The organism is Agrobacterium tumefaciens (assembly GCF_005221325.1).
GTDB lineage: Bacteria > Pseudomonadota > Alphaproteobacteria > Rhizobiales > Rhizobiaceae > Agrobacterium.
In genome coordinates this window covers 166,590-182,631 of the sequence record NZ_CP039889.1, presented here as the reverse complement: position 1 = coordinate 182,631, position 16,042 = coordinate 166,590, and the positions used below count along the sequence as shown (strand labels likewise).

At 58.9% G+C, this 16,042-nt stretch carries 13 protein-coding genes; 12 read left to right on the top strand and 1 reads right to left on the bottom strand.

What is annotated here, in order from left to right; genetic code table 11:
• Positions 1-25 precede the first annotated feature (25 nt).
• The 9 genes from CFBP5499_RS15795 to CFBP5499_RS15755 all read left to right on the top strand — a co-directional run bounded on the left by CFBP5499_RS15795 (position 26) and on the right by CFBP5499_RS15755 (position 11,721).
• Complete coding sequence (locus CFBP5499_RS15795) at positions 26-1,033, top strand: ABC transporter permease (RefSeq protein ID WP_080829945.1); 1,008 nt, start codon at positions 26-28, stop codon at positions 1,031-1,033.
• Between the two features lies 1 nt (position 1,034).
• Complete coding sequence (locus CFBP5499_RS15790; RefSeq protein WP_080829946.1) at positions 1,035-2,171, top strand: ABC transporter permease; 1,137 nt, start codon at positions 1,035-1,037, stop codon at positions 2,169-2,171.
• 12 nt (positions 2,172-2,183) lie between these two features.
• Entirely contained in the window at positions 2,184-3,851 is a 1,668-nt protein-coding gene (locus CFBP5499_RS15785) for an ABC transporter ATP-binding protein (protein ID WP_080829947.1), read from the top strand.
• A 22-nt stretch (positions 3,852-3,873) separates the two neighbouring features.
• Positions 3,874-5,247 carry an alpha-glucosidase/alpha-galactosidase gene (locus tag CFBP5499_RS15780; RefSeq protein ID WP_080829948.1) on the top strand — a complete coding sequence of 458 codons (1,374 nt, stop codon included), beginning with the start codon at positions 3,874-3,876 and terminating at the stop codon, positions 5,245-5,247.
• A 405-nt stretch (positions 5,248-5,652) separates the two neighbouring features.
• Complete coding sequence (locus CFBP5499_RS15775; RefSeq protein ID WP_080829949.1) at positions 5,653-6,717, top strand: HlyD family secretion protein; 1,065 nt, start codon at positions 5,653-5,655, stop codon at positions 6,715-6,717.
• Positions 6,718-6,728: 11 nt separating this feature from the next.
• On the top strand, positions 6,729-9,506 hold the full coding sequence (gene rbbA, locus CFBP5499_RS15770) for a ribosome-associated ATPase/putative transporter RbbA (RefSeq protein ID WP_080830243.1): 2,778 nt from the start codon (positions 6,729-6,731) through the stop codon (positions 9,504-9,506).
• Positions 9,503-10,621 carry an ABC transporter permease gene (locus tag CFBP5499_RS15765; protein WP_080829950.1) on the top strand — a complete coding sequence of 373 codons (1,119 nt, stop codon included), beginning with the start codon at positions 9,503-9,505 and terminating at the stop codon, positions 10,619-10,621. The genes rbbA and CFBP5499_RS15765 overlap by 4 nt, the downstream gene beginning before the upstream one ends.
• Before the next feature lie 133 nt (positions 10,622-10,754).
• Positions 10,755-11,357 carry a hypothetical protein gene (locus tag CFBP5499_RS15760; protein WP_175416798.1) on the top strand — a complete coding sequence of 201 codons (603 nt, stop codon included), beginning with the start codon at positions 10,755-10,757 and terminating at the stop codon, positions 11,355-11,357.
• Positions 11,358-11,574: 217 nt separating this feature from the next.
• Positions 11,575-11,721, top strand: a complete 147-nt coding sequence (locus CFBP5499_RS15755; protein WP_077983920.1) for a DUF1127 domain-containing protein — start codon at positions 11,575-11,577, stop codon at positions 11,719-11,721.
• A 481-nt stretch (positions 11,722-12,202) separates the two neighbouring features.
• Here the strand turns inward: CFBP5499_RS15755 and CFBP5499_RS15750 are convergent, their stop codons facing one another.
• Entirely contained in the window at positions 12,203-12,646 is a 444-nt protein-coding gene (locus tag CFBP5499_RS15750; protein ID WP_080829951.1) for a response regulator, read from the bottom strand.
• Between the two features lie 378 nt (positions 12,647-13,024).
• Here CFBP5499_RS15750 and ftsZ point away from each other — a divergent pair, with 378 nt between their 5' ends.
• The 3 genes from ftsZ to CFBP5499_RS15735 all read left to right on the top strand — a co-directional run bounded on the left by ftsZ (position 13,025) and on the right by CFBP5499_RS15735 (position 16,024).
• A complete protein-coding gene (gene ftsZ / locus CFBP5499_RS15745) occupies positions 13,025-13,987 on the top strand; it encodes a cell division protein FtsZ (RefSeq protein WP_006312408.1) in 963 nt (320 codons plus the stop codon).
• A gap of 263 nt (positions 13,988-14,250) precedes the next feature.
• The gene (locus CFBP5499_RS15740) at positions 14,251-14,949 is read left to right on the top strand and encodes a GntR family transcriptional regulator (RefSeq protein ID WP_080830245.1); all 699 of its coding nucleotides are present in this window, start codon (positions 14,251-14,253) and stop codon (positions 14,947-14,949) included.
• Between the two features lie 109 nt (positions 14,950-15,058).
• Positions 15,059-16,024, top strand: a complete 966-nt coding sequence (locus tag CFBP5499_RS15735; RefSeq protein ID WP_080829952.1) for a dihydrodipicolinate synthase family protein — start codon at positions 15,059-15,061, stop codon at positions 16,022-16,024.
• The last annotated feature ends 18 nt before the right edge of the window (positions 16,025-16,042 follow it).

Sequence of the window (16,042 nt, the reverse complement as noted above, 5' to 3'; positions counted from 1 at the left end):
CCGCCCAAACGGAGGAAAACCCTCGATGCTGAGATTTCTGACGATACGCGTTGCATCCGCCATTCCGGTGCTTTTGATCCTGAGCGTGGTGACTTTCGCCATCATCCAGGCGCCGCCTGGCGACTATGCCGATTACATCCGCTCGCAGCTGATGAACCAGGGCGGGGCGTCCTTCGAACAGGCGGAAGCGCAGGCACAGGCCTATCGTATCGAACACGGTCTCGATAAGCCGCTCGTCATTCAATATTTCAATTGGATCGGCGGCATCGTGACGCGCGGCGATTTCGGTTACAGCTTCTATTACAACAAGCCGGTTGCCGATGTGGTTGGCGAACGTCTGCCGCGCACCATTGCGCTGGCGCTGGTCTGCCACATCTTCGCATCGATCCTCGGCATCGCCTTCGGCATCTGGGCGGCGACACGACAATATTCCTGGGTCGACAATCTGCTCTCCACCATCGCCTTCCTCGGCATGACGATCCCGCGCTTCCTGATGGCGCTGATCCTCGTCTATCTCATGGTGTTTCATTTCGACGTGTCGGAGATCGGCAGCTTCTTCTCGCCGCAATATGGCGGTGCACCGTGGTCCTGGGGCAAATTCGTCGATCTCGTCAGCCATGTCTGGCCGGTGGTCGCCATCGCCGTCTTCGGTGGGCTGGCTTACAATATGCGGGTGATGCGCGGCAATCTGCTCGATACGCTGAACGCGCAATATGTCGAGACGGCACGCGCCAAGGGTCTTTCGGAAGGTGCGGTCATCATGCGCCACGCGGTGCCGAATGCCGTGCACCCGCTGGTCATGTATCAGGGCGTCGTGCTGCCCTACATGTTGAGCGGTGAAATCGAGACGGCCATCATCTTTGCGCTGCCGACCGTCGGTCCGGCCATCGTCGGCTCCATGGCCGTGGGCGACGTCTATGTCACCGCGACCTTCATGATGGTGCTGGCCGCGACGCTGATCGTCGGCAACATCATCGCCGACATGCTGCTTGCCATGCTTGACCCACGCGTTCGCGAATTCGGGAGGGCCTGAGATGATGGCGTTTGACGAAGTGAAAAACGAAACCGCCATCACCCCCAAGCCTGAACGCGGCACGGAGGGTAATGAGTCCTATCCCGCGCTGGTATGGCGGCGTCTCAGGCGCTCATTCACCGGCATGATCGGGCTGGTGCTGGTGGTGCTGCTGATCCTGATTGCGATTTTCGCCGATTTCTTCGCGCCGATGAACCCGCTTGAAACCAATGCCAGCTTCTCGCCGCCGCAGGTGGTGCGGTTTTCGGACAAGGACGGAAAGTTCAGTCCGTTCCCCCGCGTTTACGCGACTGCCGAAACGGAAGAGCTTGATCCGGTCACCTTCCAACCCATCGTCGGTCCGGATTACGACAATCCCGTCTATCTCGGTTTCTTCGTCAAAGGCGCGGAATACAGGCTTTTGGGTCTCATTCCGATGAGCCGCCATTTCTTCGGCTCGACGGACGGCAAGCCGGTGCATCTTCTCGGAACCGATAAATTCGGACGCGACGTGCTGTCGCGCGCCATCTACGGTTCGCGTATCTCGCTTGCCATCGCGCTCAGCGTTGTGGCCATCGTCACCGTCATCGGCACCAGTGTCGGTCTGATATCTGGCTATTTCGGCGGCCCGCTGGATGCCTGGGTGCAGCGTTTCGTGGAAGTGGTGCTCGCTTTCCCGCAATTGCCGCTTTATCTCGCGCTGACCTCGCTTATTCCGGTCACCGCCCCGACAACCGTATTCCTCGTCTTCGTGGTCGGCGTCATGTCGGCGCTCGGCTGGGCGCAGATGTCGCGCGAGGTACGCGGCAAGACGCTGGCGCTCGCGCGTATCGATTATGTGCGCGCCGCCATTGCCGTCGGGGCCACCGACAGGCGCATCATATTCCAGCACATTCTGCCGAATGTGATGAGCCATGTGATCGTTGCCGTCACCCTGCATATTCCAAGTGTCGTGCTCTTGGAATCCTTCCTCGGTTTCCTCGGCTTTGCGGTGAAGCCGCCGCTGATTTCCTGGGGGCTGATGCTGCAGGATACCGCGACCTATTCCGTCATCGGTTCCTATCCATGGATTCTCGCCCCGGTCGGTTTCGTGCTTGTCACAGTCTTCGCCTTCAACGCGCTGGGCGATGGCCTGCGCGATGCCGTCGATCCCTATTGAGAGGAGCGTGTCATGGTTGCTTTGCAGAACAACGCCTACGCCCCGGCCCTTCGTTTCGACGTCGATGACCGCGAGGATGACGCCATCATCGATGCCCGCAACATTGCTGTGTCCTTTAAGGTGGAACACGGGACTGTTGAGGCCGTGAAAGACATTTCCTTCCAGCTTTATCGCGGCGAGACGATCGCCATTGTGGGCGAATCCGGTTCCGGAAAATCGGTGACCGCGCGCACGGTGATGGGTCTTTTGACCAAGCGGGCTTCCGTTTCGAAATCCGCGACCGTGCGGTTTAACGGCGATGACATATTGAAGTTCTCGAGCCGCCAGCGCCGGGCGTTGCGTGGAAACCGCATCTCGATGATCTTTCAGGAACCGATGAGTTCGCTCAACCCGATCTACACGATCGGCAGCCAGATCGTCGAGGCGATCCGCGTTCATTCGAAACTGAGCAGGAAGCAGGCCGAGGCGAGGGCGCTCGATCTCTTGCGGCAGGTGCAAATCCCAGAACCTGAAGCGCGGATGAAACAATATCCGCATCAGCTGTCCGGCGGCCAGCGGCAGCGCGTGATGATCGCCATGGCGCTCTCCAACGATCCGGACGTGCTGATTGCTGATGAGCCCACCACCGCGCTTGACGTGACGGTGCAGGCGCAAATCCTCAACCTTATCCGCGATCTTCAGCAGAAGCGCGGCATGGCGGTGGTGCTCATCACCCATGATCTGACGATCGTGAAGCAGTTTTCCGACTACGTCTACGTCATGCAGCATGGCGAGATGCGCGAGCACAACACCACGGAAAAGCTGTTCGCCGGGCCGCAGCACCCCTACACAAAGAAGCTGCTCGGCTCCGAACCGCATGGCACGGCGAAACCGCTGCCGGAAAATCCCGGCGTGCTGCTGACGGCAAGCGGTGTACGCGTTTCCTTCATGATGCGTTACGGCGGTTTGTTCAAACCGGAACTGAAAGAACTGATCGCCGTCGACAGCCTCGGCCTGACCCTCAGGCGGCACGAGACGCTGGGGCTGGTTGGTGAATCCGGTTCCGGCAAGACCACTTTCGGGCAATCGCTGCTGCGGCTGAACGAGCCGGTGGGCGGCGAGGTGGTCTTTGACGGGCAGAGGGTCGATGGCCGCTCCCGCGCCGAAATGCGGCCTTTGCGTTCGCGTATGCAGATCGTCTTTCAGGACCCTTTCGCCTCGCTCAATCCGCGCATGACCATCGGCCAGATCATCGAGGAAGGTCTTGTCGTCAACGGTCTTGGGCGAACCAAGGCCGAAAGGCTGGAGCGGGTGCGCGACGCGCTTGAGGCGGCCGGCATGCCCGGCAATATCCTCTCGCGTTTCCCGCACGAATTTTCCGGCGGCCAGCGCCAGCGTATCGCTATTGCCCGCGCCGTGGCGCTGGAACCGGAATTCATCCTGCTCGACGAGCCGACCTCGGCGCTCGATCTTTCCGTGCAGGCGCAGATCATCGATCTCCTGCGCAAGCTGCAGGATGAGCGGGGCCTGAGCTACCTGTTCATCTCGCACGACCTGAAGGTGGTGCGCGCACTTTGCCACCGCGTCATCGTCATGCAAGGCGGCAGGATTGTCGAGGAAGGGCCCGTCGAGGACGTTCTTACCCACCCAAAAACCGAATATACTCAGCGGCTTGTAAGGGCCGCCTTCGAAATCGCTTGAATTCCCAATGCCGGAGGTAGACATGGCAAGAAATCCCAGGATCACATTTATCGGCGCAGGTTCCACGGTGTTCATGAAGAACATCATCGGTGACGTGCTGCAGCGTCCGGCCCTGTCCGGCGCCACCATCGCCCTGATGGACATCAATCGCGAAAGGCTGGAAGAAAGCGCCATCGTCGTCAACAAGCTGATTTCGACATTGGGCGCAAAGGCCAAAGCCGAGACCTATACTGACCAGAAAAAGGCGCTTGCCGGTGCCGATTTCGTCGTCGTCGCCTTCCAGATCGGCGGTTACGAGCCGTGCACGGTCACCGATTTCGAGGTGCCGCGCAAATATGGCCTGCGCCAGACCATTGCCGATACGCTCGGCGTCGGCGGCATCATGCGCGGTCTTCGCACCGTACCGCATCTGTGGAAAATCTGCGAAGATATCCTCGCCGTCTGCCCCAACGCCATCATGCTGCAATATGTGAACCCGATGGCAATCAATACCTGGGCGATTGCCGAGAAATACCCGACGATCCGGCAGGTCGGCCTTTGCCATTCCGTGCAGGGCACGGCGATGGAACTCGCCCACGATCTTGATATCCCTTACGAGGAAATCCGCTATCGTTCGGCCGGCATTAACCACATGGCGTTTTTCTTGGAATTCGAACATCGCCAGCCCGACGGCAGCTACAGGAACCTCTATCCCGATCTCGTGCGCGGTTACCGCGAAGGCCGTGCCCCCAAGCCCGGCTGGAACCCGCGCTGCCCCAACAAGGTGCGTTATGAAATGCTGACGCGGCTCGGTTATTTTGTCACCGAAAGCTCGGAGCATTTCGCCGAATATACGCCCTATTTCATAAAGGAAGGCCGCGAGGACCTGATCGAGAAATTCGGCATTCCGCTCGACGAATATCCCAAGCGCTGCATCGAACAGATCGAACGCTGGAAGGGGCAGGCGGCGGCCTATCGTTCGGCCGAGAAGATCGAGGTCAAGCAGTCCAAGGAATATGCCTCCTCCATCATCAATTCGGTCTGGACCGGCGAACCCTCCGTCATCTATGGCAACCAGCGCAACAATGGCTGCATCACCTCGTTGCCATCGGATTGCGCGGCGGAAGTGCCATGCCTCGTCGATCATAACGGCGTGCAACCCACCTTCATCGGCGAATTGCCGCCGCAATTGACCGCCCTGATGCGCACCAACATCAATGTGCAGGAACTGACGGTTCGGGCGCTGATGACCGAAAACCGCGAGCACATCTTCCACGCGGCGATGATGGACCCACACACGGCGGCGGAACTGGACCTCGACCAGATATGGTCGCTGGTGGACGACCTTCTGCTCGCCCATCGCGACTGGCTGCCGGAGTGGACGCAAGCGGAGGTGAAGCGGGCGCGGGCGGTGTAAGGCTTGATCGCGGTGGTATAAGCAAGGCCGCAGGTTCACCCTGCGGTCTCAGCGCGATAGCGCAAAGTGCAAGGTCTCTCCTCCGTCATGCCGGACTTGGTCCGGCATCCAGCCACGGCGCGTCTGCGCCGTGAAAAGAGTCTATCGCGATCAATGACTTGATCGCACTAGACCCCGGATCAAGTCGGGGGTGACGAATATCGATTGCGCGGTCTCGTCTGCATCTACGGTTCACTTGACATGTGTCAAAGCCTTGAGGCGCTCCCTCATCTAAAAAAGCCCCAGAGCCGGTCTTTCTCCCTGCAATAGGGGAAATATCAGGTACGAATTATGAACGTAAAGGTGGCTGGCTTCTTCGGTTTCATCGTATTACGGTTGAAACTCTAGGGGTTATGGGGAAGACGGATGTCTAAAAAAGGCTTGCTCATTGGTGTGGCGATTGTGGTTCTTGCCGTTGCTGCCTATTTCGCCTGGTCGAAGCTGACGGCAGAGGGGCTGCCCTCCGGTTTCGTGGCGAGCAACGGCCGGATCGAGGCGGTCGAGATCGATATCTCCACAAAGACCGCCGGCCGCCTTCAGGACATCATGGTGCGCGAAGGCGATTTCGTGAAGGCGGGGCAGGTGCTTGCCCAGATGGATACCGCCCAGCTGGAGGCCAAAAAGCGTCAGGCGGAAGCGCAGCTTCGCCGCGCGAAGATCGCGATCGATACCGCCCACAGCCTCGTTGCCCAGCGGGAGGCGGAAAAGACCTCTGCGCTTGCGGTGGTGGAGCAGCGCAAGGCCCAGCTTGATTCCGCTTCCAAGACCTATGCCCGCTCAAAACAGCTGCTGACCGGCAATGCCGTGTCGCAGCAGATCGTCGATGACAGCGAGGCGGCAGAACAGTCCGCCCGCGCCACGCTTGCCTCGGCGCAGGCCTCGCTTGCGGCTTCGGATGCGGCAATCAACGCCGCCAAGGCGCAGATCGTCGATGCGGAAGCGGCTGTGGATGCCGCGCAGGCCGATATTGAGAGCATCGAGACCGATATAGCCGATGCGACGCTGAAATCGCCCCGCGACGGCCGTGTGCAATATCGCATCGCTCAGCCCGGCGAGGTGCTCTCCGCCGGCGGACGGGTTCTGAACCTCGTTGATCTCGGCGATGTCTATATGACGTTCTTTCTGCCAACGGCCGAGGCCGGCCGCACGTCCATGGGCTCCGATGTCCGTCTGATTCTCGACGCCGCGCCGCAATATACCATTCCCGCCAGGGTTTCTTTCGTCGCCGATGTCGCGCAATTCACGCCAAAGACGGTTGAAACCGAGGAGGAACGCCAGAAGCTCACCTTCCGGGTGCGGGCACAAATCCCGCAGGAATTGTTGCAGAAGTATATTCAGTACGTCAAAACCGGTCTTCCCGGCATGGCCTATGTCCGGCTTGATCCGAAGGCCGCGTGGCCGGAGAACCTCGAACGCAATCTCGTGAAGTGAGGGTGGCCGCGATGGTCACGCCCTCCGCGACGAATACTAAAAACGATCCAGCCGCGCCGGTCGCACGGTTGACGGATGTACGGCTGGCTTTTGGCCGCACGGTTGCGCTTGCCGACATATCGGTTGAAATTCCAGCCGGACGGATGATCGGCCTTATCGGGCCTGACGGTGTCGGTAAATCCAGTCTGCTGTCTCTGGTTTCCGGCGCACGCGCCATACAGAAGGGCAAGGTGGAGGTTCTGGGCGGCGATATGTCTGATCCTCGCCACCGCGAGGATACCTGCCCGCGTATCGCCTATATGCCGCAGGGCCTCGGCAAGAACCTTTATCCAACCCTCTCGGTCTTCGAAAATATCGACTTTTTCGGTAGACTGTTCGGGCAGGATGGCAAGGAGAGGAAGGCACGCATTGCCGAGTTGCTGAAAAGTACCGGCCTTGAACCTTTTGCCGACCGGCCGGCCATGAAGCTTTCCGGCGGCATGAAGCAGAAGCTAGGGCTCTGCTGCGCGCTGATCCACGATCCTGACCTGCTCATTCTCGATGAGCCGACGACGGGCGTCGATCCGCTGTCGCGCCGGCAATTCTGGGAGCTGATCAGCTCCATCCGTGCCGGCCGTCCGGGTATGAGCGTGATTGTCGCGACGGCGTATATGGAAGAGGCCGCCGGTTTCGACTGGCTGGTCGCCATGGATGGCGGCAAGATTCTTGCCACCGGCTCGCCCGCCGAACTGCTGGACCGCACCTCCGCCGCCAATCTCGATGCAGCTTTCATCGCGCTTCTTCCGGAAGAAAAGCGTAAGGGTTATCACGGGGTGCATATCGCGCCGCGCAAGGTGACCGGCGAGGGTGATTATGCCATCGAGGCCTCGCATCTCAGCATGCGCTTCGGTGATTTCACCGCTGTCGACAATGTCAGCTTCAAAATTCCGCGCGGCGAGATTTTCGGCTTTCTCGGCTCGAACGGCTGCGGAAAATCCACCACCATGAAGATGCTGACCGGGCTTCTGGCCGCCAGTGAAGGCGAGGCGAAGCTTTTCGGCCATAAGGTGGATGCCAGCGACATGGCGATCCGTCACCGCGTCGGTTACATGAGCCAGGCATTTTCGCTCTATTCCGAACTCACGGTGCGCCAGAACCTCGATCTTCATACGCGGCTGTTTAAGCTGCCGGAGGAGAAAATCCAGCCGCGTATCGCCGAAATGGTGGAGCGCTTTGATCTCGGCACGGTCATGGAGACGCTGCCGGACGACCTGCCGCTCGGCATCCGGCAAAGGTTGTCACTTGCGGTCGCGATGATCCATTCGCCTGACATTCTCATCCTCGACGAACCGACCTCCGGTGTAGACCCGGTGGCGCGGGACGGCTTCTGGCAGATTCTCGCCGATCTCTCGCGTAACGACAATGTCACCATCTTCATCTCCACCCATTTCATGAATGAGGCGGAGCGCTGCGACCGGATTTCGCTGATGCATGCCGGCAAGGTGTTGATCAGCGATACGCCTGACGCGATCACCAAAAGCCGGAATGCCGCAACGCTGGAAGAGGCTTTCGTCGCCTATCTCGAGGATGCCTCGGGTGTCAAAAAGGCGGAACCGGCAATTGCGCCCGCTTCCGCAGCGGAGGTGGTCCCGACGCTGCATGTTGCACCGGCCCGCAAGCGGTTTTTCGATGTCAGGCGCATGTTCAGCTATACCCGCCGCGAGGCGCTGGAACTGCAGCGCGATCCCATTCGCGGCACGCTGGCGGTGCTCGGCAGCGTCATCCTGATGTTCGTGATCGGATACGGCATCAATCTTGATGTCGAGGACCTGACCTTCGCGGTACTGGACCGCGACGATTCCACCATCAGCCGTGATTATGTGCTCGATATAGCCGGTTCCCGTTATTTCATTGAGAAAGAACCAATCCGCGACTATGCCGATATGGATCGGCGCATGCGTGACGGGGAACTCAGCCTTGCCATCGAAATCCCACCCGGTTTTGGCCGCGATGTCCTGCGCGGCAAGACGGTGGAGGTCGGCGCCTGGATCGATGGCGCCATGCCGCAGCGGGCGGAGACCGTGCGCGGTTACGTGCAGGGCATGCACCAGGCATGGCTGGCGCGCAAGGCGAGCGAAATCTACGGTAGTGCCGCGACGCAAAGCAGCTTCAGAATCGAAACGCGCTATCGTTACAATCCCGATGTCAAAAGCCTCGTCGCCATGGTGCCGGCCGTCATTCCGCTGCTCCTCATGCTCATTCCGGCCATGCTGGCGGCGCTCAGCGTCGTCCGGGAAAAAGAGCTTGGCTCGATCGTCAATCTTTACGTGACGCCGACGACGCGGCTGGAGTTCCTGATCGGCAAGCAGCTTCCTTATGTCGCCCTCGGAATGCTCAATTTTCTGCTGTTGACCGCATTTGCGATTTTTATCTTCCGGCTGCCGTTTACCGGTAGTTATCTCGCTTACGCAACGGGCGCTTTGCTCTTCGTCATCATCGCCACCTCCATCGGTCTCGTCATGTCGTCATTCATGAAGAGCCAGATCGCGGCGATCTTCGGCACGGCCTTGCTGACGCTCATTCCGGCGACGCAATATTCGGGCATGATCGATCCCGTTTCGTCGCTGCAGGGGGCTGGGGCCTTTATCGGCGATATCTATCCCGCCACCTATTTCATGACGATTTCGCGCGGCACCTTCTCCAAAGGGCTGGATTTTGGCGGGCTTTCCGGGTCGTTCCTGCCGCTTCTCATCGCTGTTCCGCTGCTGCTCATCGCCGGTGCCGCTCTTTTGAGGAAACAGGCGTCATGAGGTTGTTTTCGTCCAACATCTTCCAGCTCGGCATCAAGGAACTGCGTGGGCTTGCGCGTGATGGCATGCTGCTGCTGCTGATCATTTACGCCTTCACGCTGCAAATCTACACCGGCTCCAGCGCGTTGCCCGAAACCCTGAACAATGCCGCCATCGCGATCGTGGACGAGGATCAGTCGCCGCTTTCCGGGCGTATCAGCACGGCGTTTTATCCGCCCTATTTCGCGCCGCCGAAGCAGATTTTCATTGCGGAGATGGACAAGCGCATGGATGCGGGGCTCGATACCTTCGCGCTCAATATCCCGCCGGATTTCCAGCGCCGGCTGATGGCTGGCCAACAACCCGCGATCCAGCTCAATATCGACGCCACCCGCATGAGCCAGGCCTTCAGTGGCGGCGGTTATGTGCAAAGCATTGTGACGAGCGAAATTCAGGAATATATGAACCGCTATCGCGGCGCGACTTCGGTGCCGGTGGAGCTGACGCTGCGCTCCCGTTTCAACCCGGAACTGGACAAGTCCTGGTTCGGCTCGATCAACAACATCATCACCGCCATCACCATGCTGTCGATCGTGCTGACGGGGGCGGCGCTCATTCGCGAGCGTGAACATGGCACGGTCGAGCATCTGCTGGTCATGCCGGTCACACCGCTGGAAATCATGCTCAGCAAGGTCTGGTCCATGGGCCTCGTCGTGCTGGTAGCCTCGGCCTTTTCCCTCTTCGTTGTCGTCAGGGGGCTGCTCGCCATCCCCATCGAAGGCTCGTTGCCGCTTTTCCTGCTCGGAACGGCATTGCAGCTCTTTGCCATGACGTCGATGGGGATTTTCCTTGCAACAGTGGCGGGTTCCATGCCGCAATTCGGCATGTTGCTGATCCTGTTTCTGCTGCCGTTGCAGGTGCTGTCCGGCGCCATGACGCCGCGCGAAAGCATGCCTGATATCATCCAGTACATCATGCTGCTGGCACCCAACACCCATTTCGTCATTCTGGCGCAAGCGGTGCTTTTCAGAGGGGCAGGGCTGGATGTGGTCTGGCCGCAATTGCTGGCTCTGCTCGCCATCGGCTCGGCGCTCTTCATTTTTGCGCTTCGCCGCTTCCGGCGGTTCCTGCGCTGAACCGCGAAAAAGCCCGTTTCCCGTCATTTCCGAACGAGTTGAATTAATTGTGTTCGGTAACGGTATGTTCGCCTTGCGGGAATATGCCTATGAGACGGCTGGGTAAAAGAGGGCTTTGTTCAGGAGTAGCACAATGAATATCGCAGCACGTCTGTCGCTGGCGGCCATGATCGCACTGGCCGCGACACCATCTTTGGCATCGGAAGATATGGCTTCGGAGACGAGCGAGGCGATATTCGGTTTCGGTGGTGTGCTGACGAAAGAAGACATGCTGAAAAGCGCTGCCCTTGTTCCCGTGAAATACGAAAAGAATGCCATTCTGGGCGGCGGTTACCAGTTTTATCCCTATAGTCTCGGCAATGTGAAACTGGGTGGCGAAATCGGCATTGCTGCAAGATTCGGTAAAGGCTTCACCGGCGAGGTGTGGACTGGCCCGGTCGCGCGTTACGAGCAGATCAGGCTCGGTGAGCGGCTGTTTATCACGCCGAGCTTTACCGCCGGCCTCAGTCTCGTCACGGACGCACAGCCGGGCCGCGAGCGTGAGCAGGAAATCAAGGATGATGGTAACGCCAACGTCCTGTTTTACCTCGGGCCTGAAATCAACGTCTCCTTCAGCGAGGATTCCTCGACGGAATTCTTCTGGCGCCTTCACCACCGCTCAGGCGGTGGCAAGACATTGGGCAATATGAAGGGTGCGACAAACGCCAACGTCTTCGGCGTGCGCCACAAGTTCTAAGGCGCGGGGCGTGTAGACGTCCCCTCCATGTGGCTGAATTTTCAGCCGCCCTTCATTTTCGGGAAAGAGGTGAACGGGAACCCTTGCACGCAGCGCATGGGTGGATTGCCTTATTCTGCCTGTTAATTCGTTATCGAAAGGCGCATATAGAGGGCATCAAAGGACGCCGGAACGAAAACGTTACTGACGTCACCTAAACCTCAGAAAGGGTCATGTCATGAACGTAGCACGCAGCTTTAATAATTGGCGCAAATATCGTCAGACCATCAACGAACTGGGCCGTATGAGCACCCGTGAACTGCACGATCTCGGTATCGATCGCAGCCAGATCACCAGCGTTGCACGCGCCGCCGTCGGCAAGTAATACAGGCGATATCGTCACTTATGAATGCTTCAACGCCCGCCTCGCGGGCGTTTTTGTTTTTGGACCCTTCGTTGTCTGGTTCTCCAGCTTGGCGATGCCGGTGATTACGCGCGGAGTTTTCTCGTGCTGCAGGCAAATGGCTTTCTACGTTCCGCCGTCAGGATCATGCAGCCTTCTGCGAATATTCGACGGGATTTTCCATCGGAAAAATCGCCATGCGCGGGGCGCATATCTGTGCTGCAACCTTGTGCCTGTGAAACGCGCAGAAAAATGCTATCTTCCAATCATCGAAACGGATGTACCTCCTCCCACATCCTTTCGGTAATGCGGGTGATCCTACTCCTCCTCCCAAAGGATTGCCCCGGGGACAGCGGTTTTCCTCCTCCCATATCGCTGTTCATCTTTTCAGAAAGCCTGCCGCACCTCCTCCCGCGGCAGGCTTTTTTGTTTTCGGGCTTTTCTTTCGTTTTCAGGCAATCTCTCAGTCGAAAGCCATCATGCCGATGGGCGTTACGGCATGGGTGCCAGCGCGTTTGGCAAGCGCGTAGGAGAGGCATTGTTCGACCGCGTCCTGCGGCACGGGCTTGGCGATCACACCGGCGCCAATGCCGAGATTGACGACAACTTCAGGGTTTGCCGTCATGAAGATCACCACGACGCCGTGATCTTCCGAGAGACGCCGCCCGATCTCCGGGCCGGTCTGTCCATCGGCAAGGTTGACGTCGACGAAGGCGATATCGGCACGGCTACCGAGCGCCACGGCTTGATCCAGCCGGTTGGCGATACCGATGACATTGGCCTCTTCTTCCGCCTGCAAAATCGAATCCTCGATATCCATGGCAATGAGAAACTCGTCTTCCACGATCAGCACGCGCGGCTGCTCCGTGCGGAAACCCGGTTCGTTTTGCAAGACGTCTGCCGACATATGCCTGCCTCCATTCCGTGCGCCTCAGCGCGGTCGGCAAGCAAACACTTCTTAGCGCAACTCGTTCCAAAGTGAGATAAACATAGTGAATGGAGTGTAAACGGCGTGCCTTTTCGGCTATCACCACTCTATAGCGAAGCAGTTGATTCGGTTCGGTTTTCATCCGGGTAAGGGGTCGGAGAACCTCACCGTGGAGCATCTTTCGCCCCCTGGAACGCCAGTCTTTCGCCATTCTGGCGCAATAGGCTGGCATGAAAATTCAAAGTGTTACAGCCTTCTTCTCCTGTCGGGGCAGAGGCGCTGGGGCTTTGCCGATCATTCGCGTGCCGCAATCAAAAACGGCGCCGGACCCTATGAGTTTAGAAAGAGAATAAGACGATGACCCAGTCTCCGCGCGCCACGATTGCCCGCAACACGCCCAATATCGCCGTCGTCGGCGTCGGTGGCGGTGGCGGCAATGCGATCAACAACATGATTGCCGAGGGCATTAGCGGTGTGGATTTCATCGCTGCCAACACGGATGCGCAAGCGCTGAAGAAAACCAATGCGCCGCGGCTCGTGCAATTGAGTTCCGAGCTGACGGGCGGTCTGGGCGCAGGCGCCGATCCCGAGGTCGGCCGTCAGGCGGCGATCGATTCCCTCGACGAGATCATGGATCACTTAAGCGGTTACGACATGTGCTTCATCACCGCCGGTATGGGCGGCGGCACCGGCACCGGTGCAGCTCCCGTTATTGCCGAGGCCTGCCGCGCAAAGAACATCCTCACGGTCGGCGTCGTCACGCTTCCCTTCAGCTTCGAGGGCGCACGGCGTATGCGGGCAGCCGAATATGGCTTTGCCAACCTGCTCAACACCGCCGATACCGTCATCGTCATTCCCAACCAGAACCTGCTGCGGATCGCCGATGCCGGCACCACCTTCGAAAATGCGCTGAAGACCGCCGACAAGGTTCTGTCGCTTGGCGTGCGCTGCATCACCGATCTCATACTGCGCGAAGGCCTCGTCAATCTCGATTTTGCCGATGTGCGTTATGTCATGAAGAATGGCGGACGCGCGCTGATGGGCACGGCGCAGGCCAAGGGTCCGAAACGCGCCTCGGAAGCGGCAGCGGCGGCCATCGCCAATCCGCTGCTCGGCGAGCCCTCGCTGAAGGAGGCGCGTGGCGCGCTGGTGGCCATCTCGGGTGGCAATGATCTGACGCTTTATGAAATCGACGAGGCGATGACGCTGGTGCGCGAAGCGGTGAGCGAGGAGACCGACGTGGTGATGGGCGCTTCCTTCGACCCCACGCTTGACGGTGCTTTCAAGATTTCCGTCGTGGCCACCGGCCTGCGTAACTGATGCCGTGTTCCTTCTCGCACCGGGGAAGGCAACAAGGTGCAGGCTCCTAGCGCTCTTATAGGTCGCGCTTCCGCAGCGAATGCCGCATAAGAGGCATCCACGCCACAAACAGAATGATTAAAAGCCGCCGCGGGTAATTTCCGCGACGGCTTTTGGTTGTTTTTGAACAATTATTCCGCCATTCGAGGAGGCAGAGCGACCGCGCGGCGTTGATAACGAAAAAATATAATAGTACTCTTTATGTCGACAAGAGGGATTTGGTGATGACGGATATAATTGCTTCTGCCGAGCGCAAGCGCGGCTCCGGCGTGAAGATGGTCTATGATCTGCTGCGCGACGAGATTCTCGATCTGGTGCTGCCGCCAGGCAGCCCCATCGATGAGGTCCAACTTGCCGAACGATTCAAGATGTCGCGCACGCCGATCCGTGAGGCCCTGGTCAGGCTTTCGGGCGAGGGGCTGATCGATACGCTGCCGAACCGCTCGACCATGGTGTCGAATATCGATTTCCTCAACATGCACACCTATTTCGATGCGCTGGTGCTGATGTACCGGGTCACCACGCAGCTTGCCGCGCAATATCACCGTCCGGAAGATCTGGCCGGCATCCGGGCGCATAATGCGGAATTTGCCGTTGCGGTGGAAGAGCAGAATGCGCTGGCGATGATTTCCACCAACGCCGCCCTTCACCTTGCCATCGCCGAGGCCGGCCGCAACCCCTATTTCACCAGCCTTTTCAAACGCCTGCTGGACGAAGGGCGTCGCATTCTGCGGCTTTATTACCAGTCCTACGAGGATCGTCTGCCTAAACGTTTTGTCGATGACCACGAAGAAATGATTTCGGCCATTGCCGCGCGCGATATCGCTCTTTCCGAAAAACTGGCACGCGAACATGCCGAACAGATCGTGCGTCAGGTGCAGAAACTGCTGGTGCGAAATGAGCGGCTGGAAATAAGTCTGTAGCTTGTCGATTTCTTGTCGACAAATAAAATACAAGATAGTAATGTCCTTGTTGAAAGGGTGGCGCATTGCTGCGTCCATTCCTGAGAACCATGTGCCTTAGGAGCTAATAATGACGGCCAGCATTTTTTCCGGCGTGATCCCCGCCTTGATGACCCCGTGCAGGCAAGACCGCACCCCTGATTTCGATGCACTTGTCCGCAAGGGCAAAGAGCTGATCGCCGATGGCATGTCCGCCGTCGTTTATTGCGGCTCGATGGGCGACTGGCCGCTGCTCACCGACGAGCAGCGCATGGAAGGCGTGGAGCGTCTGGTGAAGGCCGGCATCCCTGTTATCGTCGGCACCGGCGCGGTCAACACGGCATCTGCCGTGGCGCACGCTGCCCATGCCCAGAAGGTTGGCGCCAAGGGCCTGATGGTCATTCCGCGCGTTCTGTCGCGCGGTTCGGTCATCGCCGCCCAGAAGGCCCACTTCAAGGCCATTCTTTCCGCTGCCCCTGAAATTCCGGCCGTCATCTACAACAGCCCCTATTACGGTTTCGCCACCCGCGCCGATCTCTTCTTCGCGCTGCGCGCCGAGCACAAGAATCTCGTCGGCTTCAAGGAATTCGGCGGCCCTGCCGATATGCGTTATGCCGCTGAAAACATCACCAGCCGTGATGACGAAGTGACCCTGATGATCGGTGTCGATACCGCCGTTGTGCACGGATTCGTCAATTGCGGCGCAACTGGCGCCATCACCGGCATCGGCAATGTGCTGCCGAAGGAAGTCATTCATCTCTGCAAGTTGTCGCAGGCCGCCGCCAAGGGTGACGCGGATGCCCGCGCTCGCGCACTGGAGCTGGAGCAGGCGCTCGCCGTGCTCTCCTCCTTCGATGAAGGCCCGGATCTGGTTCTCTATTTCAAGCACATGATGGTGCTGAAGGGCGACAAGGAATACACGCTGCACTTCAACGAAACCGATGCTCTGACGGACAGCCAGCGTGGTTATGTCGAAGCGCAGTTCAAGCTGTTCAACAGCTGGTATGCCGACTGGAGCAAGCTTCCGGGCGCGGTGCAGGCCTGCAAGGCTGCCTGAGGAATCGCTGCTATGCGT